Raw genomic sequence first — 23,250 nt, 5'->3', positions numbered from 1 at the left:
CTATAGTTATTTTTAACTATATAATAACAAAATTCACCCCAATATTCAAATATTTCATTCGACACTTTTTGCTATAATATCTAATTCTCTATTAAAAGTACCTTACCTAAAGTTTCTTTTAGTAAAGAAAGAGGATATCATTGCGATACCCCCTCTTGTTTGTACTATTCTATGTACTCATTAACTTCAATGCAAATAATCTTATCATATGAAATATAATCTTTTCTGCTTATGTAAGGTCCTGCATTATAATCTTTAGTAAAGGTATAATACGCTGGTCCTTGTCCTGCGACTCTGTCAAAATACCAACTCATAAATGTGTCTACATCACTCATGGGTAGATCATACTCTTTGTCGTTTTCATCTAATAGCTTGATTAATAATAGTGCTCTATTATTGCTTATTTCTATCATAGCTGATGCAACATTTGAATCAGCACTTTCCACACCATTCTTTACTGCTCGTATTACATAATAATAAATAACTCCTGGGGTAACATTTGTGTCCGTATAAGTTGTATCTGTAATATTACTTGCTATAATTGTATCAATAGTACTAGACGTTGTTGATCTTAGTATAGTGTAGCTATCTGCATCTGTAACATAAGCCCAATTTAGTAAAATAGAATCACTATTTGGTGTTGCTGTTAAGTCTAATGGTGCTGTAACTTTATGATTAGGTGGTGTAAATACTTCTACTGTATTTAAATTGTTCCCATTGGATCCACCTATTGCATATATTTTGCCATTAGCCTCTACTAACCCTAATCTATATCTGGCAGTTGGCATAACTGCCTTTGTGTACCATGTATTTGTTACGGGATCATACTCCTCTACCGTATTTAAATAATTCCCATTGGACCCACCTATTACATATAATTTTCCATTGGCCTCTGCTACTTGCACGTCACCTATAGCTGTCTTCATACTTGCTTTTGTGGTCCATGTATCTGTTACGGGGTCATACTCTTCTACTGTATTTAAATATTTAAAAAGCCATCCACCTATTGCATATATTTTTCCATTAGCCTCTGCTACTCCTAACCCACCTCTAGCCGTTGGTATATTTGATTTTGAAATCCATGTATCTGTTATGGGGTCATACTCTTCTACTGTTTTTATCATTTGACCCTTTGCTCCACTTATAGCATATATTTTCCCATTAGCCTTTACGACTCCTAAGAAGTTTCTAGCTGTTGGCATACTTGCTTTTGTGGTCCATGTATCTGTTACAGGGTCGTACTCTTCTACTGCGCCTAATTCCCCCACATCTGATCCACCTATTGCATATATTTTCCCATTAACCTCTACTACTCCTAACGCATATCTAGCTGTAGGCATACTAGCTTTTGTTGTCCAAGAGTCTGTTGCGGGGGTATATTCTTCAACAACATTTAACTTAGTACCATCAGAATTTTCACCTCCAATAGCATATATCTTACCATTTACTTCTGCTAATCCTAAAGCACTTCTTGCTGTTGGCATGCTAGTTCTTATAACCCAACTCCCTAAATCTTCACCTTCAGCACCTAATACTGTAATTGAATTAATCATCATTAGTGCTACAATCATTATCAAGCTGAATAATCTTCCGCATTTTTTCATTTTATGTTCCTCCTTAGTATGTGAATTACTAAAATGTTACCATTATATTCCAATAATATATAGACTTATAAATACTGTTTTTTAATAGTATAATTAAGTGTTATTGCTTTTCTACATAATATTATTAATATTTGTATTTTATAGTTTGTTATTATCAATCCTTTATATTCTTGGTTTTTATCTTTGAACCTACTATGTGGAATGTGAGGACGTTCAATGTCAAAAAGATGACAGTTTAATGATTCTATTAATTGGTAAAGCAGTGGTAGTAGTTGAACCCTTTAATATTTCTTTTCCGTTCTTAATGGGCTATTATTGTCTCAAAAATGAACAAACATATAAAAGACCTTCCTTTCAGAAGATCTTTATGTATTAAGTAATGCTTTTATCTTGGTTTATCAAATCAATTTACTAATTGTTGAACAACCTTTTACAGACTCGGACTTATAATCAAACCATAAGGACTGTGAGTAAGGCTTCCAGAGGTATACTCTACTCTTAAATAATACTTTCTACCTGCGCGCAAGTAATAATCTCGAATCAAACGGGAATTATAGGACCAGAAGGGTGCTTTCACAAGTAGACTTCCCCCCTCATCATATAAGTATAGATCGGCACTAAAAGTCTCTTGACCTTCAGGTATCCAAGCCAATGTCAGGCTAGATGGTGATGAGTCATTTACATAAAAATACCACCAATCCTCTAAATCTACAGAACTAACTATTCCCCACATCCTAAGGTTGTTATCTTTACCTATGTAAGTTGCATTATCCATAGTGTCATTCGGTTCTAAACCCGCAAACGCAACTGTCCCCATAGAAAATACCATGCATACTACACATAACATCACTAAAAACTTTTTCATATATTTTTTTCTCCTTTTTTATATAATTAATATCTTATCAGACATATAGTGAATTCCCAATGTATTAAATTTACCTTTTATATGATCCATTTTATGAATCGCTAGATGAAGTGGTTTTGTTGCAGAAAAAGAATTAATGTAAAAGTAAAGGGGCTGAATCCAGTGAAATACAGAATTCAGTCCCAAACTGTTGTATACTTAACTGTCTACCATTCAGGTTTCAGCTCAATAGATAGACTCTTTATTATATACAAATAATCATTTCATTATTTTTATGTTAATTTTAAAGTATATTACCCTACATATTCAATCCCCATTGAATAAATTGACTTCCATTCAATCACCCAACCATGAGGTACTGGACTATCCTTACTAACTGTTAAGGAATAACCTACAGGGGCACCAACAACGTATTGAATCTGCATGGAGTATGCTGCCTTCCATGTAATCACCCAACCAGAAGGTACTGGGCTACCTATACTGACTATCCTTTTATCACCAAATGATGCTCGGTAATTTGTACTTTCTGTTTGTAATTCTTCGCTAACACTTGTCTGTGCTTGTACCGTATTGTTAAATGTAAGACCTACCATAAGTAAGCATGCCATAATGAGTGCTGTTTTTTTAATCATATAAAATTCCTCCTTATACACAATAATGTGGTATAATTTACTTCATTTTATCTTTACAAACTCTCAAATTAAATCTCTTTAATTGCCTACGTACTCAATGGTCATTGAACTATAGCCCTTCCAAGTAATAATCCAATTAGGTGGTACTGGACTATCAACGCTGACGGTCAGGCTATATCCATAAGACGCACCAACAACATATTTAATGGTCATAGAGCTATATCCCTTCCAAGTAATAACCCAACCAGAAGGTACTGGACTACTAACGCTAACCGTTCTAGTATCTCCAAATTGTGGACCACGATTTGCATATTCTAATTGTAATTCGTAATGTGACGTATTAAAGCTACTCTGTGCTTGTACGGCATTATTCATTGGAAGTATAGTCAAAAGTACACATGCCATGATTATTGAAATTTTCTTAATCATAATAACATCCTCATTTTTCATATATTTATCAAGCTTGACACCAGTATTATATAATAATATTTTGTATTATTCAATATATAATTTTATTTTTGTTAATATATTTATTTTTTTCAATTCTAATTCATATAATGCAACAATATATTGATTAATCAAAATTCTTTTTTGTTGAATATTTTCTTATTAATACAAAAGAATATTCCAAATATATTTTTTTGTATATAATGACTATTTTTATTGTATTATTTCGATGTTTTAATTTATGTATTATGTATAATTTATATAATACGATACATAGATTAATCCTATATAATAAATCAATAAATTAGTGATAGCTAGATTTCAGGTAAAGAATGGTTTTTATGATATTTTTATAACTTAATTTTTCGTTTACAACTAAATCGCAAATTGATCATTGTAAAGTATATTCTGCAATAAAACGTGTCGGAAAAAAGGCATATAGATTCAATTTTTCGACTCTGGCGTTAAGCATATTAAATTTCTCAACGACTAATGGTAGTGCCTTTTGAATGATTTCAGGTTTGTCGATTAAAATTGTTGCATGAGCTGTCCACCCTTTTTCACTCTCTATAGACTCTCTTTCAAATTTTTTATGTAAATCAAGTAAAGCATAATTTACATCTGGTGCTAGAAACAATACTTTCAAGCCAAATAACCCTACATGATTGAAAGCCAGATCGAAACATGCCGTTTCTTTGGAAACATCCCTAAGAAGCTGTTTAATATCTTCTTCTCTGCTCGTATCAAAGTATCCTAATGTAATGTGGTGTGGTAAATCAGGTGTCTGCTGTCCAACAATCCCTTCTGCATTTAGGGCTTGTTCTATTTCTTTCATTTGTCTAGTTGTTTGTTCATCAAATGTAGCCAATACACATAAAAATTTTTCTTCCAATTTAATGCCTCCTTATTGTAAAATCTTTATTATTATTAAGTTTAAAACCTTCCTATAATGCATTATTTTTGTCACTTGTGTCGTTGATTTTCCATTATCCGAGTTGTAGAACCATTTCCTATAACTAACAAATCAACGGTATTGATAAATAAACCATGTGTAATAACACCAGGAATAGCATTAAGCCATGATGCCATTTCCTTAGATTCCTTAATTGTGTTAAGATGTAAATCGATAATATAGTTACCACTATCTGTAAGGTAGTACTTTTTTTGTTGTTTCCTCATTTGAGGCTTCATGCCTTTGTCTTGAAATTGATTATAGATATGTGCGTAGACAAATGGCGAAACTTCAACTGGTAGAGGAAATTTACCAATCTGCTCAACATATTTTGAAGCGTCCACCACCCAGATATTTTTTTGAGAAATGGAAGCCACCATTTTTTCAAAAAACAATGCACCTCCCCCACCTTTAATGCCTGTATAAGTGACATCAACCTCATCAGCGCCATCTATTGTCACATCAATTTTGTCCACTTCATTTAAGTCTACAATAGGTATATTTAATGCTGTTGCCAATTGAGCTGTAGCAGTTGACGTTGCAACAGCTTTTATGTTTAAACCATTGTGAATCCTTTCACCTATTTTTCTTGTTGCGAAGTCAGCCGTAGAACCTGTTCCTAACCCAACGATCATACCGTCTTGTATAAATTCAACTGCTTTTTCGCCGGCTAATTGTTTTTCAGACATTTATTAATTCCTCCCTATGTCATATAGTACCTTTACTTCCTCCCATGATTAACCAACATCATATAAGAATAGAAAGTAATCATTATTCCACAAATAAAAACCTCATATGGTGTAGTCCACTTACTCTTTGTTGTATATGTCTAATTATTAGAGTTAGAGTAAATAGTTAAGCCTAATATAACACACATAAACATTCCCATACAATAAGGAAATACGATTATCATTTATTACTTAAGTGGAATGTATCCCCATTAAACACGAGTCATGTTAATCCATTAGTTCCAATTGATTATTGTTGCATAAGAGTTACATGTTTGCTATTATTGTACATAAATATTTTATTATTTTATATTTTTAGTTTCTGGGGGGAAGTTCTAATGAAAAAGTTTTTACCAACATTTGGTCTGATGCGGATTATCTGCGCATTATCTGTGTTAGGGATTCACGTAACTGGACAGTACATACATCTTGAGTTTCCTTATCTTATTAATCAATTTTTTAGATATTGTGTACCCATCTTTATTATGATGTCCGGTTATTTTTTATGGTATTCAGACATGCATTGTAAACAACATACATCACTAACTCCTTTTTATGCAAAACAATTGCGCAAGATTGTCATTCCTTATGTCCTGTGGCTTGTCATTTACCTTATTTATAATAATAGGCATCATTTAGACCAATTATTAACGCTTGATTACATCCACATCCTTTTAACAGGTTATAATCACTTATACTTTTTATTGATTATCATACAGTTATATATAATCTACCCCTTTGTGAAAAAACAATTTAATCGTGGAAATAGTAAACATATGTTAATCGTATCAGGTGTCATTTCCCTCTACTTTCAACTGGGTATCTATCTCTATAAGCTAGGTGTTTCAATAATGCCTTATCCTTTCATTAAACATGTAACCATATTATTTCCTACTTGGCTGTTTTATTTTGTTTTTGGTATTTATTTTGCTTCTCATCAATCAAAATTACTAAAGATAAAACCTTCGTATGTTTTGGTTGTATGGTTAGTAAGTCTTATTATACTTATTACAGATAGTAAATTAACAGATACTTATATGTATTCCATTAAGCCTACTGTTATGTTGTACAGTATGCTTAGCTTTTATCTTTTCTATCAGTATTTTAACAAGCCGATCTCTAATGGCTTAATGCGACGAATACATGGATGGAGTACTATGTCTTTTGACTTCTATCTTAGCCATATGCTGATTCTATCTCTAGTGAGATCCTATACAAAAATTATCGGCTTTGTCAGCTTATTTAATAGCGTTGGTGGCATGTTATTGTTTTACATTTTAACCATCATAGGTACCTACTACTTTTGTCAATTAATAGCTGTCATACGTCATGTCTTTTCTAGAAAAAGAGCGAATAGCATTACCAATGGACCTATTGGTACCGCAGATTCGTATGTTAATGTTTCATGATAAAGTGTATCCGCTTGACGCATATGCTATAATAATGAATGGTGATAAATATGGAAAGATACAGTGTTATCAATAAAAAATACCCAAGAGAAATAGTCTTGTTAAAGTCAACCCCTTGTAAGTGGGGAAAGTGTACCTTCTGCGACTATATTCTTGATAATACATTAGATATAGATGAAATAAACCGGACAAATCAAGTGATACTGGGCAACATAACAGGACAATATGGTACACTAGAGGTGATTAATTCTGGTAATGTTTTTGAGTTACCACCTGTGACGCTACAGGCCATAAAAGAGGTCGTCCATAAGTTAAACATTAGGCAGCTTTTTCTAGAAGCTCATTGGATCTATCGAAAAAAACTAGAGGATATGCGTCAGTTTTTTGGTATAGATATTATGTTTAAGACAGGTCTTGAAACCTTTGATACAGGTTTTCGAGAAAACATTCTTCATAAGGGATTTCATTATTCACATATTGATGAATTAAAATCATATTTTCAATCGGTGTGTCTTATGGTAGGTATACAAGGTCAAACAAAAGAAATGATTAATAACGATATACAACTTGCTTTAAAACACTTTAAGCACTTTACCGTTAATGTGTATACAGAAAATTCCACTTCCATAAAACCCGATTATCAGCTTATTAAGTGGTTTCAGGAAAACTATAGATGGTTATTAGATAAGAAGCCACAATGTGAAGTACTATGGTTAAATACAGACTTTGGTGTAGGATAATGGTCAGTAAAAAGACTGCCACGTACAACAACCATTGTACATGACAGCCTTTTTATAGACTTTCTATTATGCAGTTACACAGCAAAGTATTCAGCCATTTCTTTTAGACGTTCTCTAATAGGTATATGTTGCGGACATTTACTCTCACATTCGCCACAACTTACACATTGATCCGCTCTTGCTTTAGCATCAAGATGCTCATATCTTTTTTTACCTTCTTCGTAACTAAACATGGATGCATAATTGTAACGTCCAAAATTTCCAGGGATATGAATGCCAACGGGACATGGCAAACAGTATTCACAAGACGTACAATTAACTTTTATCTTACTTTGGTAAATTGCCTTTACTTCATCAATAAGGGCTTTTTCTGCATCTGATAAGGAATTGGGCAGTGTTTCCTTAGCTACTTTTATATTCTCTTCAATATGTGCCATGTCATTCATACCACTGAGAATCACATCAACTTCTGGACGGTCCCATATGAATTTTAATGCCCATTCGGCTGGTGAACGTTTCGTGTCAGCCTTATCCCATATAGCTTGTACATCAGCTGGTACTTCCTTCGTTAAACTACCACCACGAAGAGGTTCCATAACGACGATCCCTAGACCACGTTCTCTTGCATAGAGCATACCTTCCAAACCTGCCTGATAAGCTTCATCTAAATAATTGTATTGAATTTGACAAAAATCCCAGTCATAAGCATCTACAATTTCTTTGAATAATGGTAAATCATCATGAAAGGAGAATCCTATATGCTTGATGCGACCATCTTCAAGAGCTTTTTTTATAAAATCAAATACATCATGTTCTTTTAACCGCTTCCAAAAACCTTTGTTCATAGAGTGCAGCAAATAAAAGTCTACATAATCGGTTTGTAATTTCTCAAGTTGCTCATTGAGATACTTGTCCATATCTTCTCTTGAGTTAATCAGCCAACAAGGTAGTTTTGTAGCAAGTTTTACTTTTTCTCGATAGCCATCTTGTAAAGCTTTTCCTACTAACGGTTCACTTTCCCCACCATGATAAGGATAAGCTGTATCTACGTAGTTAACGCCCATATCAATTGCAGAACGCAATTGTTTAATGGCTAATTCTTCTAGGATTTGATTATCTTTTTTATGATCTGTTTGAAAACGCATACAACCAAAACCTAATACAGAAACCTGTTCCTTCGTCTTTCCAAATTCACGGTATTGCATCAACTATCACCTCTCGTCATATGTATCTATTTATTTACCAGTATGTCCGAAACCTCCTGCACCTCTCTCCGTATCATCTAAGGCTTCAACAGCTTCCCACCTTACCTGCTCAATCTTGTTAATAACCATTTGAGCAATACGCTCACCATGCTTAACGATAAAATCTTCTTGTCCTAAGTTAATCATAATGACCTTAATTTCACCTCGATAATCCGCGTCAATGGTTCCTGGGGTATTCGCCATACTAATACCATACTTAAGGGCTAAACCACTCCTTGGCCGAATCTGCGCCTCATAACCCGATGGTAATGCAATTTTTAATCCTGTTGGTATAAGCTTAATGGTCCCTTTTTCTAATACAACGTCTTCATCCAAACAAGCATAGAGATCCATACCTGCTGAATCCTTACTCATATACTTAGGCAAAGGTAGGGATTTTCCTTTTTCTGTCTGTTGGGCATATACGACTATATCTTGCATATTTCTCTAATCCTTTCTATATGAATATCTTTTAATCTACCTACTAGAGCTACACTCATGTTATCAAAGTCAAAGACTTCTTTTGCAAAAGTCATAAGACCGTTTACATCCACAGCATTAACCCCTTCAATCATTTCATCTTGAGTTTTAATGCGATTAAGCATCAGCATGGACTTGCCATAACTGGACATCCTGGAATTCATGTTCTCAAAACCAATAATAAGATTGCTTTTCAATTGCTCCTTTATTTTATTTAACTCTTTCTCCTGAATACCTTCATCTAGTAATTGCTTTATTTCCTTCAAAGTCGCTTCAATAACCGGTTCGATTTGAACAGGGTTAGCTGCTGCATATACATTAAGCATACCTGCTATGTTATACGTTTCCGCATAAGAATAAATGGAATAAGCTAGTCCTTTTTCTTCACGAATAGATTGAAATAATCGCGAATTAATGCCTCCACCTAGGATGGTGTTGAGTATGGATAGCACATATATTTTATCCGATTCATAAGCAATGCTAGGAAAAGCCATACACAAGTGCACTTGTTCAATATCCTTATCTTTCGTAACAAAACAACGCTGATACTCCGTTTTGCTTTTACGTGGTACCGCTTTTTTGTCTTGTAACACAGAAAATTTCGAATTAATCTTCTCAAAGATATCGTCAAAATCAAACTTTCCTACAACAGATACGACAATGTTTTCCGGAATATAATGCTGGTCCATATACGCTCTTATATCTTCACTGGTAAACCCATTAATTATCTCTTTCGTTCCTAAGATGTTATTCCCTAAGGGTGTCGCTTTCCAAGCTTCCTCTTGGATAAGATCGTGGACAATTTCTTCAGGTGAATCTTCATACATGTTAATTTCTTCGATAATAACACCTTTTTCTTTTTCCATATCTTCATCACGTATTGCTGAATTCAGCAGCATATCTGATAAAACATCTAAGGCTACATCGAAATGATTATCCAGTGTATGGGCATAATAACACATGTATTCTTTTCCGGTAAAAGCATTAATTCTGCCCCCAACCTCTGACATTTCATCTGCAATATCTCTTGCTGACCTACTCTTTGTTCCCTTAAACATCATGTGCTCAATAAAATGAGAAACACCTGTATTATGCCCTTCTTCATCTACTGAACCATTTTTTATCCATATACCCATTGCTACTGATCTAACAAATGAGTTTTCTTCACCAACAACACATAACCCATTATCCAACCTTCTCACTTTGATCATTTATATGATTCCTCCACTATGCAATATTCAAAACGTCATTTTTACTATGAATAAACGACCAATACAATATGATGCATTCATCGTCGTACTTTTTCCCACGAATAAATGTAACAACAGTCACTGGATATTTTCATTATACCTTGTGTGTGTATTTCATGGGTATCCAAAATAAGAAAGATACAAGAAATGTGTGCATACAGCACACATTCCTAGTCGTTAACGATCTATAGTTCATTTTAAAATATCAAGTCCATGCATCATTTATTCCTTTGGCAATACGTCTTTTCTAGAAAGATTGATTCTACCTTGACCATCTATCTCCGTTACTTTCACTTGGATTTCATCGCCAATACTAACTACATCTTCTACTTTGGCTACTCTTTCATGAGCAAGTTTTGATATATGAACAAGTCCATCTTTACCAGGAGCAATTTCCACAAAAGCACCAAACTTCGTAATTCTAGCAACTTTTCCTGTATATATTGAGCCAACCTCAATATCTTTTGCAATGGATTCAATAATCTTTAATGCTTGATGAGCTGCATCTTGGTCAATGCCGCAGATAAAGATACGTCCATCATCTTCAATATCAATCTTAACGCCTGTCTCATCAATGATCTTGTTAATGGTTTTACCACGTGGTCCAATAACCTCACTGATCTTTTCTGGGTTAATCTTAGTTTGAAGAATCTTAGGCGCAAGTTTGGATAATTCTGTTCTTGGTTTATCAATAGCTTTTAACATGACTTCATCTAAGATATACAATCTTGCTCTTTTTGTTTGGCGGATTGCTTGGTCGATGATTTCGTTGGTTAAACCTAATGTTTTAAGGTCCATCTGAATAGCTGTAATACCCTTGTGTGTTCCAGCAACTTTAAAGTCCATATCACCAAAAAAGTCTTCAAGTCCTTGGATATCAGTGAGCATTACATAATCATCATCTGTTTCACCTGTTACAAGTCCAACAGATATACCAGCTACGGGTGCTTTAATGGGTACACCTGAAGCCATTAAGGATAAGGTACTGGCACATATACTTCCCTGTGATGTTGAACCATTGGAACTTAATACCTCAGACACAAGACGAATCGCATATGGGAAATCTTCTTCTGATGGCAATACAGGTACTAATGCCTTTTCAGCCAACGCACCATGACCGATTTCACGACGACCTGGACCTCTAGAAGGCCTTGTTTCTCCAACTGAGTATGAAGGAAAGTTATAATGATGCATATAACGCTTAGATGTTTCTAATTCATCTAACCCATCAAGAACCTGAACTTGCCCTAAAGCACCCAGTGTTGTTATGGTCATTACCTGTGTTTGTCCACGACTGAATAAAGCAGAACCATGGGTATTCGGTAATAAATCAACCTCAGCTGATAAAGGTCTTATTTCATCTAATGCTCGACCGTCTGGTCGCTTATGATCTCTTAAAATCATACGTCTTACGGTTTGTTTTTGATACTTGTAAAGGGCTTCATCCAAATACTGTAACCATTCCTCATCTTCTTCTTCAAACTTAGCCGTCAGTTCTTCTTTAATTTCACTAATTCTTTCCTGTCTCACTTGTTTTTCATCTGTGAATACAGCTTCTTCCATTCGCTCATCACCAATATGATTCACAACCGTATCATATACTTCACTTGGCACGGTAGATTCTTCATAAGCATGTTTTTCTTTACCTTCTTTTTCAACAATTGTATTGATCCACTCAACGATTTTCTTGTTTTCTTCATGGGTTTTAAAAATTGCATCAAGCATAACTTCTTCAGGTATTTCATCTGCAGAAGCTTCTATCATGACCACTTTTTCACTTGTAGATGATACAATTAACGTCATTTCTGATTTCTCACGTTGGGCTGCAACTGGATTAATCACCAATTCGCCATCAATATAACCCATAATCAATGAACTGGTCGGTCCTTTGAAAGGTATATCCGATATGGATAACGCTATAGAAGAACCAAGCATGGCTGCAAATTCAGGTTGACAATCTTGGTCAACAGATAATACCGTATTAACAACGGCACAGTCATTACGATAATCTTTAGGAAACAGTGGTCGAATAGGACGGTCAATAACTCTTGATGTGAGTACAGAGTTCTCAGAAGGCTTCCCTTCTCTCTTAATAAAACCGCCTGGAATCTTTCCAACTGAATATAATCGCTCCTCATAGTCAACACTTAGTGGGAAAAAATCAATCCCTGGACGTGGCTTTTCTGATGCAGTTGCTGTTGTTAAGACAACTGTATCTCCATAGCGTATCAATACTGCTCCATTTGCTTGTTCAGCAACTTTTCCAATTTCTACAGATAGCATTCTTCCTGCTATCTCCAATGAATATACTCTAGACATTCAAACAATCTCCTTTCAATTTCCATCATTAACTTGTCCTTAGCCTAGATCCTTAGTCGTTAGTTTTTATCTTTTAATTAAGAATTGGCTTAATTATTAGGGAAACTTATTTAATAAATAAATTGGGGGTTTAATTTTATTTATTACATTAGTTGAACTTATAATTAAACAATTTCTTTCCTTAAAAAACAAAAACTAATGACTAAAGGTTAAGATTACTAGTACTAAAGACTTGATTTAATTTGTGTTTCTCTTAGAATTAAAATTATAGAGCGGATTGCTCCGCTCTTGAATAAACCTTACATCTGCACATAAGGCATCATGTTTATTCTATTATCTTCTTAATCCTAATCGTTTAATTAGGTTACGATAACCTTCAATATCTTTTTTCTTAAGATATTGTAATAAACCTCTTCTTTGACCAACCATCATTAGTAGTCCTCTTCTTGAATGGTGATCTTTCTTGTGCATTTTTAAATGCTCTGTTAAATGATTGATTCTTGCTGTTAGTAATGCAATCTGTACTTCAGGAGAACCTGTGTCTGTTGCATTTCTTCCGTATTCAGCAATTATTTCTTGCTTAGTTTTTTCCATGTGTGTAACCTCCATATTTTTTATTAACGCCAATTACCAAGAAAGGGTCGGAGTGTCCCATTTTCCGAGCAACGGCTTTTTACCTCATAAATTCTATCACAAATCCATAATTTTGTAAACAAATTTATCACAGTTCGTGATTCTCTTCCATATAAGCTCTTCGATAAGCAATGTTTTCAGCAATTTCTTTTTTTAATGCATGAAGGGACTCAAATTTCTTTTCGTCTCTAACAAATTTAAGCAGTTCAACTGTCACGTCTTGTCCATATATGTCTTGATTAAAGTCAAGTATATGCGTCTCAACCACTGTCTCATTGCCATCAAGTGTAGGATTGATACCAATATTTGTGATGCTGTTATATTGTATATTATTAACGTAAATCTTTGATAAATATACACCATTTGGTGGTAATAATTTATTTTTATTGGGTTTTATATTGGCTGTAGGAAAACCCAGTTTCCTTCCATTCTGTCTTCCTAGTGTAATCTGTCCACTGATACTGAAGTTACTGCCTAATAGAAGGTTCGCTTTTTCCATATGCCCTTTTTTAATTTCATGCCTTATCCATGTACTGCTTACAATGCGATGGTTATAAGCAATTTTTTTGATGGTTATAAGCTGGTAACCATTTTTTGATGCCAATGCTTTAAGTAGTTCAATATCACCTTTTCGCTTATAACCAAATCGATAATCTTCACCAACGACAATAGCTTTTGCTTGTAAGCCTTTACATACAACCTCTTCGATAAATATCTCCGGCGTCATTCTAGATGTATCAAGGTCATAGGGATACTCTACAAAATAATCCACATCATCTAATAGCTTGGCCTTTTCCTTACTTAAATAAATTAGATCAACAGGTTCCTTATTTGCTAGTACAAAACTGGGATGCGGGTCAAATGTAAATACAAGAACTTTTAAATCCAATGTTTTTGATATGTCCAAGGCTTTATCAATTAGTTTTCTATGTCCAATATGTATCCCGTCGAAATTTCCTAGGACTACTACTGAAGGAGGTGATGTAATATCTTTTGTTCCTGTTATATGTTCCATCAGCTTCCCCCCTAAAGAAAAATCTTTATAGGTTTCAATAGCATCTGACCATCTATGATGACCGTCTGATAAATCCCTATAAACTTTTCTCTTTCATCATAAACGCTGTAACGTTTATTTTCTGTTATCTGCTCATTATGCATAACACATGCTTGACTTAGTTTGTTGCCATTATATAATAATTTATCGTACCTAGTATCTATAATGCGCTTGTCATAATTAAAGACTTGACTTATGGGCAGCATTATCTCATCTAATCGTTCTTCTTGAATGTAAGTATCTATCTCATCCAATGTATGACTTGCTTCTATACTAAACAGGCTGGATTTTGTTCGAACCAACTTACTCATATGAGCACCGCATTGTAGTTTGTCACCTATATCTGCACAAAGGGTTCGAATATAAGTCCCCTTAGAACATGCAATGGACATATCAACGTGGATGCCTTCTACCTCATGAACAACGATATCATAGATCATGACTTTTCGTGCTTTTCTCTCAATGGTTTTACCCTGTCTGGCTAACGTGTATAAGCGTTTGCCATTAACTTTTAGAGCAGAATACATGGGAGGAATCTGTTCATATTCTCCTACAAAAGATGCGATGGCTTTTTCTATAGCATCTTTTGACACCGTCACATTCTTCTGGCTTAGTACTTTACCCGTATGATCTTGGGTATCTGTGGTCACACCTAACGTCATGGTAGCACGGTATACTTTCTTGGTATCTGTAATATAATCCGCTACCTTGGTTGCTTTTCCAATACAGATAGGCAGCACCCCCTCTGCTTCTGGGTCCAGTGTACCTGTATGTCCAACCTTTTTTATGCCTAATTTTCTTCTGAGAATAGCAACCACATCAAAGGATGTATAACCCTTTTCTTTGTATATATTGATAATTCCATTCATGTCTTTTTCCTCTACTTCCTGTATGAAATGCTATGTCACTTACACTTATTCAGGAATAATGTATAAGTTGAACCCATAATGCTATCCCTGCACTATCTGTCCAACTTAATTTTCCATAATAACTTATAATTGCTCTGTAATGGCTTCAATTATTTGTTCTTTCACCTGTTCAATTGTACCAGTTATTGTACAGCCAGACGCTTTCGTATGTCCACCACCGCCAAATACTTGAGCTACTTTGCAGACATCTATTCCACTACTGGACCTTAGACTGACTTTGAATGTATCTTGACTGACTTGAACAATAAAAACAGCACAACTGCTTTCCATTACCTCATTCAGCATCTGAACAACACCATCAGTATCTTTTTTCTCACAATCATAACGTTTAAGATCTTCTAAGGAAAGGGAAGTTAACAGGATTACATTGTCTAAATACATCTTTGCATTAGCTATGGCTAAACCTAGGACTTTAAAGGATTTATATGATTTGTAGTAGTACAAGCGATTAATAATCTCATTAAAATTTACACCATAATCGATTAAAGTACCTGCTATTTCGTAAGTGCGTCTTGTGGTATTACAATGCTTGAACGCACCTGTATCATAGGCAATACCTGTATAGAGTGCCTCACAGATGGGCTTGTCCAATAAAGATGTATCTTCTAACATTTCAAATATGATTTCACAGGTTGAACTGGCCTCCACCACATGATTATAATCAGCAAAATGGTTATTGCTAATATGATGATCAACATTAATGGTGATGGATGCTTGGTCAAATAATGGGACATGTGGTCCAAGTCTCTCTTTATCACCACAATCAAGAGCTATGAATACATCTGAACGCTTGATTTGATCTTCTTCAACATAAAGCCTACCTTCCACAAGGTAATTAAAAGTATCTGGAATGTCTTCCATAGCTATCTTAGCATGAATTCCCTTTTTATGGAGAATTGCAGCTAATGCATAACATGCACCGATACAATCTCCATCTGGGTTAATATGACCTGAAATAATTATATTTGCTTGATTCTCACATAAGTTCACTAATTCTTGTAGTTTCATTCCACGTCACCTTTTTTATTGACTTCATCAATTAACTTTGACATATGCATACCATATTCAATGGATTGATCGCCAGTAAATGTGATTTCTGGTGTATTACGAAGATTAATGCGCTTAGCTAATTCATTACGAATATATCCTGAGGATCGCTTCAGACCTTCTAAGGTGTCTTTCTGAGATTGTTCATCACCTAAGACACTGATAAATACTTTACAAAATTTCAAATCTGGTGTAGCATCAACACCTACAACTGTCGTCATCTGATTAATACGAGGGTCTTTCAGCTCTCTACTTATGATTTTACTTACTTCTTTTTTTATCTCTTCATTAATTTTAATAATACGACTACTTCTTTTTTTCATTTTACTCACCTTCTTATAGGATGATCTGCCAATGGTGTAAGGTATATGGTATGGCTTATTCAACGTGCATTATTTATCGAGGTATTTCTTCCATGATGTAAGCTTCTACTACATCGCCTTCTTTTAAGTCGTTGAATTTATTAAGCATAATACCGCATTCATAACCTGTATTCACTTCTTTTACATCATCTTTGAAACGCTTAAGAGAATCCAGTTCACCTTCATAGATAACAATACCATCTCGAACCAATCGAACTTTTGCATTACGTGTGAATTTACCATCTAATACATAAGATCCAGCAATGGTTCCAACACCTGACACTTTAAACGTCTGTCTTACTTCTGCATGACCGATTACTTTTTCTTTATATTCTGGGTCAAGCATACCTTTCATTGCAGCTTCAATATCTTCAATAGCATTATAGATAATACGGTATAAACGTAAATCAATTTTCTCAGCATCAGCTACGGCCTTGGCACTGGTTTCAGGTCTTACATTGAATCCAATAATGATGGCGTTAGAAGCAGATGCTAATATAACGTCAGTCTCATTAATGGCACCCACACCACCATGAATCACTTTAATCATCACGTCTTCATTAGAGAGTTTAACGAGACTTTGCTTAACTGCTTCAACAGAACCTTGAACATCTGCCTTAACGATAATATTGAGCTCTTTCATGTTTCCAGATTGAATCTGATTGAAAAGGTCATCCAGTGTTACCTTTTGTGGTGTATTTTGGATCAATTTTTCACGATTCTTTTCAATCACTTTATCTGCTACATGCCTTGCTTCTCTTTCATTTTTAGCCGTGAAGAAAGCATCTCCTGCTACCGGTACTTCCGATAGACCAAGAATCTCTACTGGTGTTGATGGTCCCGCTTGTTTTACTCGTCTACCCTTATCATCAATCATGGCTCTGATACGACCATAAGCTGTACCTGCTATAATGGAATCACCAACTTTTAATGTACCATTTTGAATCAGAACCGTTGCAACAGGTCCTCTTCCTTTGTCAAGTTGAGCCTCAACAATGGTACCACTAGCTTTTTTATTTGGGTTTGCTTTTAATTCTTCCATTTCTGAAACTAATAAAATCATTTCAAGTAATTGGTCAAGATTGGTCTTTTCAATGGCAGATACCGGTACACAGATAGTATCTCCACCCCAATCTTCTGCTATCAATCCATATTCTACAAGTTCTTGTTTCACACGGTCCTGATTAGCACCTGGTTTATCAATTTTATTAACGGCAACAATAATCTGAACACCTGCTGCTTTAGCATGGTTGATGGCTTCAATGGTCTGAGGCATCACACCGTCGTCTGCTGCTACAACTAAGATTGCTATATCTGTTGCCATAGCACCTCTAAGACGCATTGCTGTAAAAGCTTCATGACCAGGTGTATCTAAAAATGTAATATCATGGTCATTAATGGTTACAACAGATGCACCTATATGCTGAGTGATACCACCAGCTTCTCTTGACGTCACATTACTTTCACGAATAGCATCCAATAAGGATGTTTTACCATGGTCAACATGACCCATTACCACAACGATTGGCGAACGTGTTACCAAATCTTTTTCATCATCAGGCTCCTCAGCAAAAAAAGCTTCTACCAAATCTTGCTCAGGTTCTTTTTCTAATAAAACATTATATTCTAACGCGATTTCACTTGCTGTATCAAAATCAATTTCTTGATTAGCTGTAGCCATAATGCCTTTTAACATCAGGCTTTTTACCACATCGGATGTCTGCTTGTTAAGCTTCTCAGCCAATGTTTTTACAGTTACCATCTCTGGAATTAAAACTGTTTCTTCATCACTTTCCACTTCTGCTGCTACTTCTTGGGCATTGTCAACTTCTTCTTTTGTGTCTTCAGGAGCATAATACTCTGTTATGAGTTTAGCTTCCTCATCTGTCAATGAACTCATATGATTTTTTACTTTAATATCAAATTCTTTCAACGTGGCAAGCAACTCTTTATTGCTTAAACCTAGTTCTTTAGCAATTTCATATACGCGAATCTTTGACATTTTAAACCACCTCCGCAAAATTAAGTCTGATATGGTAACCAGTGGTTAGATTCTTATTTTTTATATTTTTTACATTTTGGGTTAAATCTAATCACAAATACTAGGGTCCCCACCCTTTATTCTATTTTTATAAGGTAATAAGAATTTCATCCTCATGAATTCTCTACTTATTATATTGATATGCTTTTTGTATAGCCTTAGCAAAACCTTCGTCCATAACACCAATGGATGCACGAATTTCTTTGCCTATTGCTCGACCCAGTTCATCCTTTGTTCCAAATGATAATAATGGAACGTTATGGGTATTACAGATGTTATTGAATAATTTCTTTGTGTTGCCTGAAGCATCATTGGCTACAACAACCAGTTGTACTGATTTATCTTTTACAGCTTTTTCGGTCATAAATTCACCTGAAACCAACCTTGATGCTCGCTGACATAATCCTAAAAGAGAGTAGACTTTATTATGCATCACTGTCTCCTAATTCCTCCTTTAAGCTATCATAGACTTCACTTGGAATATTTACTTTAAATGAGCGCTCTAAGCCTTTATTTTTAATGGCTTTCTCTAAGCATTCAGTTGATGGGCAGATATAAGCACCTCTGCCATTTTTCTTACCTGTTCGATCAATGGACATATCGCCTTCTTTGGTTCTGACAACACGTATGAGCTGTCTTTTGTCTTTCATTTCCTGACAGCCTGTGCATTTTCTTAATGGTACTTTTCGAGCCATATTCCATCATTCCTTTCTTACTAGCATTGCATTTATCGCATCTTTATTCACATATTGTAGGGCATCTTATCTAGAAGAGATCTCTTACATCTTCCTCATCTTCTTCCATGGCATTTCTGGATAAAATAGCACCAAGTTCTTCTTCTTCCGTAATAAAGTTTGTTTGTTTAGCTTGCGTTTCACTTTTAATATCAATACGATAGCCTGTGAGTTTAGCTGCTAAACGTGCATTCTGACCTTCTTTACCAATAGCTAATGACAATTGATAATCAGGTACGATGACTTTTGCACTCTTTTCCTCTTGATTAACAACAACTTTAACAACTTTTGAAGGACTAAGAGCCGCTGATATAAACTTAACAGGATTCTCATCCCAAGGAATAATATCAATCTTTTCACCTCTTAACTCATTGACAATAATGGACACTCTTGCACCATTATGACCAACACATGAGCCAACAGGGTCTACATCTTCATTAGAGGAATACACAGCAATTTTCGTTCTTGAGCCTGCTTCTCTAGAAATACCCTTGATTTCAACGATACCGTCATGAACCTCCGGTACTTCCTGCTCAAATAATCGCTTAACAAGCTCTGGATGAGTACGTGATACATATACTTTTGGTCCTTTAGTGCTTTCTTTTACTTCCAGTACATAGACCTTAAAGCGCTCATTTGGTAAATATCTTTCACTGCTTACACGTTCTTTTTCAGAAAGGATCGCATCAATTTTACCTAAATTAATAATCACGTTATCTCTCACTTGACGTTGAATAATTCCTGTAATGACATCTTTCTCTTTGGTGATATATTGGTTATAGATGACTTCTCTCTCAGCTTCTCGAATCTTTTGAACAACCACTTGCTTCGCCTTTTGAGCTGCGATTCTTCCGAAGTTCTTAGGTGTAATCTCTATTTTGATTATATCGCCTAAATTGAGTTTTGGATCAATTGCCTTTGCATCTTCTAAGGATATGGTGAGTTGTTTATCTTCAACTTCTTCTACAATCTCCTTTTCTGCATAGACAGAAACATCACCTTTATCTCGATCAATCTCCACTTTAATGTTTTGCGCTGTTCCAAAATTGTTCTTACATGCTGTCACCAAAGAAATCTCAATGGTCTCAATTAAAATCTCTTTGCTAATCCCCTTCTCTTTTTCAATCTGATTTAATGCTTCAATGAATTCAGCATTCATTTTAATCCTCCTTAAGTAAAAGTTTAGAATATGCTTCAAGCATTTTCTATATTAAAATAGTATGGCTAATCGTATAATGGCAATATCAGTACGTAAAAATGACATATCTTCGCCATTTTCCATTTCTAAGATAATGTGATCATCATCATAGCTCTTTAATATACCAATAAATTCTTTTTGTTTATTGATAGATTTGTATAATTTAACCTCTACTTTTTCCCCTAGACTTCTTGCAAAATCTTTGTCTTTTTTGAGTGGCCGATCAAGACCTGGTGAGCTAACTTCTAAGATATAAGGCTCTTTAATAGGGTCTTTATCTTCAAACGCACTATCAAAAGCACGACTTACAAGTTCACAATCATCAATGGTAATGCCGCCATCTTTATCAATAAAGATTCGAAGATACCAGTTAGATCCTTCTTTTACATATTCCACATCAACTAATTCAAATGTGTTACTATCGAGAATGGGCACTAGAATTTCTTCTACTAATGTTTCCACATGTTCTCTGAATGACATCTTTTTTATCACCCTTTCTTATGTTCTATATACATAACAAGAGTGGACTAAACGTCCACTCTTTCTAGTACTCACCTTATTTCTGAAAACTATTATATCACGTAACTGCCTATATTGCAAGGCATACTTGCTATAATTTAACATTGCTTACATATTCTTAAGGTGAATTAATGCATATTATATTATTTCCTTTAACTCTATGGTTTAATCATTTTCATGCTATTTATACCTTGTAATATAGTGTATTTTTGTAGTTATTATTATCAAAAAAAATTTAAATGATAATACACACAAGTCCTCCATTAGCATCATTAACAATCTTCTGTAACGTTTCTTGCAGCTTATCTCTTGACTCATCTGGCATACGGTATATCTTACTTTGCAGCCCATCATTCACCAGTTCATGAAGGGGCTTGCCAAATAGATTGGTGTCCCATATCTTTGCTGGATCTGTATCCATCTCACTGGTTATATAATGTAGTAAGTCTTCACTTTGCTTTTCAGTACCGATAATCGGTGATACCTCTGTTTGAATATCACATTTGATCATATGAATGGTGGGAGCACTTGCTCTTAATTTTACACCATAGTTATTACCTTGTTTAATAATTTCTGGTTCTTGTAAAGCTAATTCCTCTACCATAGGTGTAACAATACCATAACCTTTTGCTTTAACTTCATTAAGGGCTGCTGATACTTTGTCGTACTCTTCTTTCACTTTGCCCAGTTTCTTTAATAAAGACATGAATTGATATTCACCAGTAATCTGCGTACCCATGAGATCACTTAAAATATTATAATAATAGTCGTCATTGAAGTCCACATCAATCTGTGCACATCCCGTGGATAAATCAATTCTATCCAGTTTTACATGATCAATGTACTCATTCTCGATGGCCAGGATATCTTCTTTTTTAAGATCACGAATCGCATCAACGGAACACATAATATCTCTCACGGAGTCAATAAGGGACGCTTTTAACCAATGATCATTATCAAGCATTTCAATCCATTTTGGTACATTAAAGTTCACAACAGATAGTGGGAATTCCATTAATACACTTTCTAAAATATTAACAACATCATCTTTTTTAAGCTGATCACAGTTAACAGGTAATACAGGTACATTGTACTTTTCTTGTAACTCACTGGCTGTTACCATGGTATCATCCGAATAAGGTCTTAGCGAATTTAAAATCACCACATAAGGTTTTGATAATTTTTTCAACTCATCAATGGTTCTCTCTTCAGCTTGAATATAATTCTCTCTTGGAATTTCACCAAATGAACCATCTGCTGTTACTACTATACCAATGGTAGAATGGTCATTTATTACTTTTTTAGTGCCAATTTCAGCTGCTTGGGTAAATGGAATATCATGCTCGAACCATGGTGTTTTAACCTTTCGCTCTTCCTCGTTTTCCAGATGTCCCGAAGCCCCTTCAACCATATAGCCCACACAATCAATCATGCGTACATTGAATTCCACATCATCTGAAAGGGACACTTTTGCTGCATCTTGAGGGATAAACTTAGGTTCTGTTGTCATAATGGTTTTTCCTGCTGCACTCTGAGGCAACTCATCCTGGGTACGTTCCCTGCTATGTACATTTTCTATATTAGGTAATACTAATAAATCCATAAACCGTTTGATAAAAGTCGACTTTCCAGTGCGTACAGGTCCAACCACTCCCATATAAATTTCGCCATTGGTTCGTGCTCGAATATCTTTATAAATATCGTATTCTGCTAACATACATATCCTCCCTGTAAGTATTCTTATATATAAATATATGATTCAGATAGAGGAATATACCATATGGTGATAAGTTGTATTTATTTTTGTATTTATCGCTATAAGTACAAAAGTGACTTCGTCACACTTTATTTTAGTCGTGACTTGCATTTTCAGAAGTTATTTTTGTACTGCGCATCGAGATTTTCTCGTTCACGAGAAATATCTGCGCATAAATTCAATTCTTTTTTTATTGGATAGGACAACTTTCCTATCCAATAAAAAAACCTTATCTTAATATGAGATAACATTAAAATAAGGTTTTATGGATATGTGCATTTCCTAAAGTTCTTACCCTACATGGGAT

23 protein-coding genes are annotated in these 23,250 nt (G+C 34.8%); 2 read left to right on the top strand and 21 right to left on the bottom strand.

Going from position 1 to position 23,250, the window contains the following annotated elements; all coding sequences use genetic code 11:
* Positions 1–164: 164 nt before the first annotated feature.
* From HZI73_RS12220 to rpiA, 6 genes are all read right to left on the bottom strand, one after another.
* The gene (locus HZI73_RS12220; RefSeq protein WP_212698504.1) at positions 165–1,604 is read right to left on the bottom strand and encodes a Kelch repeat-containing protein; all 1,440 of its coding nucleotides are present in this window, start codon (positions 1,602–1,604) and stop codon (positions 165–167) included.
* Positions 1,605–2,034: 430 nt separating this feature from the next.
* On the bottom strand, positions 2,035–2,469 hold the full coding sequence (locus HZI73_RS12215) for a hypothetical protein (RefSeq protein WP_212698503.1): 435 nt from the start codon (positions 2,467–2,469) through the stop codon (positions 2,035–2,037).
* 293 nt (positions 2,470–2,762) lie between these two features.
* Complete coding sequence (locus HZI73_RS12210; protein WP_212698502.1) at positions 2,763–3,101, bottom strand: hypothetical protein; 339 nt, start codon at positions 3,099–3,101, stop codon at positions 2,763–2,765.
* Between the two features lie 78 nt (positions 3,102–3,179).
* Positions 3,180–3,506: a hypothetical protein gene (locus HZI73_RS12205; protein WP_212698501.1), complete on the bottom strand. Its 327-nt coding sequence runs from the start codon at positions 3,504–3,506 to the stop codon at positions 3,180–3,182.
* Between the two features lie 433 nt (positions 3,507–3,939).
* Complete coding sequence (locus HZI73_RS12200) at positions 3,940–4,440, bottom strand: 2'-5' RNA ligase family protein (RefSeq protein ID WP_212698500.1); 501 nt, start codon at positions 4,438–4,440, stop codon at positions 3,940–3,942.
* Positions 4,441–4,511: 71 nt separating this feature from the next.
* Complete coding sequence (gene rpiA, locus HZI73_RS12195; RefSeq protein WP_212698499.1) at positions 4,512–5,189, bottom strand: ribose-5-phosphate isomerase RpiA; 678 nt, start codon at positions 5,187–5,189, stop codon at positions 4,512–4,514.
* A gap of 377 nt (positions 5,190–5,566) precedes the next feature.
* Here rpiA and HZI73_RS12190 point away from each other — a divergent pair, with 377 nt between their 5' ends.
* Together HZI73_RS12190 and HZI73_RS12185 are read left to right on the top strand one after the other, a co-directional pair.
* Positions 5,567–6,637, top strand: a complete 1,071-nt coding sequence (locus HZI73_RS12190; RefSeq protein WP_212698498.1) for an acyltransferase — start codon at positions 5,567–5,569, stop codon at positions 6,635–6,637.
* A 50-nt stretch (positions 6,638–6,687) separates the two neighbouring features.
* Positions 6,688–7,377 (top strand): radical SAM protein, encoded by a 690-nt coding sequence (locus tag HZI73_RS12185; protein WP_212698497.1) that lies wholly within the window; start codon positions 6,688–6,690, stop codon positions 7,375–7,377.
* 74 nt (positions 7,378–7,451) lie between these two features.
* On the opposite strand, the gene HZI73_RS12180 is transcribed toward HZI73_RS12185, so the two are convergent.
* The 15 genes from HZI73_RS12180 to spoIVA form a co-directional block, all read right to left on the bottom strand.
* The gene (locus tag HZI73_RS12180) at positions 7,452–8,582 is read right to left on the bottom strand and encodes an aldo/keto reductase (RefSeq protein WP_212698496.1); all 1,131 of its coding nucleotides are present in this window, start codon (positions 8,580–8,582) and stop codon (positions 7,452–7,454) included.
* Between the two features lie 30 nt (positions 8,583–8,612).
* Positions 8,613–9,062 (bottom strand): dUTP diphosphatase, encoded by a 450-nt coding sequence (gene dut, locus HZI73_RS12175; protein WP_212698495.1) that lies wholly within the window; start codon positions 9,060–9,062, stop codon positions 8,613–8,615.
* On the bottom strand, positions 9,050–10,312 hold the full coding sequence (locus tag HZI73_RS12170) for a M16 family metallopeptidase (protein ID WP_212698494.1): 1,263 nt from the start codon (positions 10,310–10,312) through the stop codon (positions 9,050–9,052). The genes dut and HZI73_RS12170 overlap by 13 nt, the downstream gene beginning before the upstream one ends.
* A gap of 261 nt (positions 10,313–10,573) precedes the next feature.
* Positions 10,574–12,670, bottom strand: coding sequence for a polyribonucleotide nucleotidyltransferase (locus HZI73_RS12165; RefSeq protein ID WP_212698493.1), 2,097 nt, complete (start codon positions 12,668–12,670; stop codon positions 10,574–10,576).
* 333 nt (positions 12,671–13,003) lie between these two features.
* Positions 13,004–13,264, bottom strand: a complete 261-nt coding sequence (gene rpsO, locus HZI73_RS12160) for a 30S ribosomal protein S15 (RefSeq protein WP_212698492.1) — start codon at positions 13,262–13,264, stop codon at positions 13,004–13,006.
* 127 nt (positions 13,265–13,391) lie between these two features.
* Positions 13,392–14,318 (bottom strand): bifunctional riboflavin kinase/FAD synthetase, encoded by a 927-nt coding sequence (locus HZI73_RS12155; protein ID WP_212698491.1) that lies wholly within the window; start codon positions 14,316–14,318, stop codon positions 13,392–13,394.
* Between the two features lie 11 nt (positions 14,319–14,329).
* On the bottom strand, positions 14,330–15,226 hold the full coding sequence (gene truB, locus HZI73_RS12150; protein WP_212698490.1) for a tRNA pseudouridine(55) synthase TruB: 897 nt from the start codon (positions 15,224–15,226) through the stop codon (positions 14,330–14,332).
* A gap of 123 nt (positions 15,227–15,349) precedes the next feature.
* Positions 15,350–16,294 carry a DHH family phosphoesterase gene (locus HZI73_RS12145; protein WP_212698489.1) on the bottom strand — a complete coding sequence of 315 codons (945 nt, stop codon included), beginning with the start codon at positions 16,292–16,294 and terminating at the stop codon, positions 15,350–15,352.
* Positions 16,291–16,656: a 30S ribosome-binding factor RbfA gene (gene rbfA, locus HZI73_RS12140; protein ID WP_212698488.1), complete on the bottom strand. Its 366-nt coding sequence runs from the start codon at positions 16,654–16,656 to the stop codon at positions 16,291–16,293. Before rbfA ends, HZI73_RS12145 begins: the two co-directional genes overlap by 4 nt.
* A 73-nt stretch (positions 16,657–16,729) precedes the next feature.
* Positions 16,730–18,697 carry a translation initiation factor IF-2 gene (gene infB, locus HZI73_RS12135; protein ID WP_212698487.1) on the bottom strand — a complete coding sequence of 656 codons (1,968 nt, stop codon included), beginning with the start codon at positions 18,695–18,697 and terminating at the stop codon, positions 16,730–16,732.
* Between the two features lie 163 nt (positions 18,698–18,860).
* Positions 18,861–19,169: a L7Ae/L30e/S12e/Gadd45 family ribosomal protein gene (locus HZI73_RS12130; protein WP_212698486.1), complete on the bottom strand. Its 309-nt coding sequence runs from the start codon at positions 19,167–19,169 to the stop codon at positions 18,861–18,863.
* A complete protein-coding gene (rnpM, locus tag HZI73_RS12125; RefSeq protein ID WP_212698485.1) occupies positions 19,162–19,431 on the bottom strand; it encodes an RNase P modulator RnpM in 270 nt (89 codons plus the stop codon). Before rnpM ends, HZI73_RS12130 begins: the two co-directional genes overlap by 8 nt.
* 70 nt (positions 19,432–19,501) lie before the next feature.
* Positions 19,502–20,629 carry a transcription termination factor NusA gene (gene nusA, locus HZI73_RS12120; RefSeq protein ID WP_212698484.1) on the bottom strand — a complete coding sequence of 376 codons (1,128 nt, stop codon included), beginning with the start codon at positions 20,627–20,629 and terminating at the stop codon, positions 19,502–19,504.
* Positions 20,630–20,680: 51 nt separating this feature from the next.
* A complete protein-coding gene (gene rimP / locus HZI73_RS12115; RefSeq protein ID WP_212698483.1) occupies positions 20,681–21,148 on the bottom strand; it encodes a ribosome maturation factor RimP in 468 nt (155 codons plus the stop codon).
* Positions 21,149–21,422: 274 nt separating this feature from the next.
* A complete protein-coding gene (gene spoIVA, locus HZI73_RS12110; protein ID WP_212698482.1) occupies positions 21,423–22,904 on the bottom strand; it encodes a stage IV sporulation protein A in 1,482 nt (493 codons plus the stop codon).
* Positions 22,905–23,250 lie beyond the last annotated feature (346 nt).

It is taken from the genome of Vallitalea pronyensis, assembly GCF_018141445.1.
GTDB lineage: Bacteria > Bacillota > Clostridia > Lachnospirales > Vallitaleaceae > Vallitalea > Vallitalea pronyensis.
Note: the sequence above shows the minus strand (reverse complement) of the source record. Positions and strands in the feature narration are given on the sequence as shown.

What these genes read in the sequence shown, in the direction of transcription:
- HZI73_RS12220 (WP_212698504.1), bottom strand. Translation starts at nt 1,604, where the DNA reads ATGAAAAAATGCGGAAGATTATTCAGCTTGATAATGATTGTAGCACTA.
- HZI73_RS12215 (WP_212698503.1), bottom strand. Translation starts at nt 2,469, where the DNA reads ATGAAAAAGTTTTTAGTGATGTTATGTGTAGTATGCATGGTATTTTCT.
- HZI73_RS12210 (WP_212698502.1), bottom strand. Translation starts at nt 3,101, where the DNA reads ATGATTAAAAAAACAGCACTCATTATGGCATGCTTACTTATGGTAGGT.
- HZI73_RS12205 (WP_212698501.1), bottom strand. Translation starts at nt 3,506, where the DNA reads ATGGCATGTGTACTTTTGACTATACTTCCAATGAATAATGCCGTACAA.
- rpiA (WP_212698499.1), bottom strand. Translation starts at nt 5,189, where the DNA reads ATGTCTGAAAAACAATTAGCCGGCGAAAAAGCAGTTGAATTTATACAA.
- HZI73_RS12190 (WP_212698498.1), top strand. Translation starts at nt 5,567, where the DNA reads ATGAAAAAGTTTTTACCAACATTTGGTCTGATGCGGATTATCTGCGCA.
- HZI73_RS12185 (WP_212698497.1), top strand. Translation starts at nt 6,688, where the DNA reads ATGGAAAGATACAGTGTTATCAATAAAAAATACCCAAGAGAAATAGTC.
- HZI73_RS12180 (WP_212698496.1), bottom strand. Translation starts at nt 8,582, where the DNA reads ATGCAATACCGTGAATTTGGAAAGACGAAGGAACAGGTTTCTGTATTA.
- dut (WP_212698495.1), bottom strand. Translation starts at nt 9,062, where the DNA reads ATGCAAGATATAGTCGTATATGCCCAACAGACAGAAAAAGGAAAATCC.
- HZI73_RS12170 (WP_212698494.1), bottom strand. Translation starts at nt 10,312, where the DNA reads ATGATCAAAGTGAGAAGGTTGGATAATGGGTTATGTGTTGTTGGTGAA.
- HZI73_RS12165 (WP_212698493.1), bottom strand. Translation starts at nt 12,670, where the DNA reads ATGTCTAGAGTATATTCATTGGAGATAGCAGGAAGAATGCTATCTGTA.
- rpsO (WP_212698492.1), bottom strand. Translation starts at nt 13,264, where the DNA reads ATGGAAAAAACTAAGCAAGAAATAATTGCTGAATACGGAAGAAATGCA.
- HZI73_RS12155 (WP_212698491.1), bottom strand. Translation starts at nt 14,318, where the DNA reads ATGGAACATATAACAGGAACAAAAGATATTACATCACCTCCTTCAGTA.
- truB (WP_212698490.1), bottom strand. Translation starts at nt 15,226, where the DNA reads ATGAATGGAATTATCAATATATACAAAGAAAAGGGTTATACATCCTTT.
- HZI73_RS12145 (WP_212698489.1), bottom strand. Translation starts at nt 16,294, where the DNA reads ATGAAACTACAAGAATTAGTGAACTTATGTGAGAATCAAGCAAATATA.
- rbfA (WP_212698488.1), bottom strand. Translation starts at nt 16,656, where the DNA reads ATGAAAAAAAGAAGTAGTCGTATTATTAAAATTAATGAAGAGATAAAA.
- infB (WP_212698487.1), bottom strand. Translation starts at nt 18,697, where the DNA reads ATGTCAAAGATTCGCGTATATGAAATTGCTAAAGAACTAGGTTTAAGC.
- HZI73_RS12130 (WP_212698486.1), bottom strand. Translation starts at nt 19,169, where the DNA reads ATGCATAATAAAGTCTACTCTCTTTTAGGATTATGTCAGCGAGCATCA.
- rnpM (WP_212698485.1), bottom strand. Translation starts at nt 19,431, where the DNA reads ATGGCTCGAAAAGTACCATTAAGAAAATGCACAGGCTGTCAGGAAATG.
- nusA (WP_212698484.1), bottom strand. Translation starts at nt 20,629, where the DNA reads ATGAATGCTGAATTCATTGAAGCATTAAATCAGATTGAAAAAGAGAAG.
- rimP (WP_212698483.1), bottom strand. Translation starts at nt 21,148, where the DNA reads ATGTCATTCAGAGAACATGTGGAAACATTAGTAGAAGAAATTCTAGTG.
- spoIVA (WP_212698482.1), bottom strand. Translation starts at nt 22,904, where the DNA reads ATGTTAGCAGAATACGATATTTATAAAGATATTCGAGCACGAACCAAT.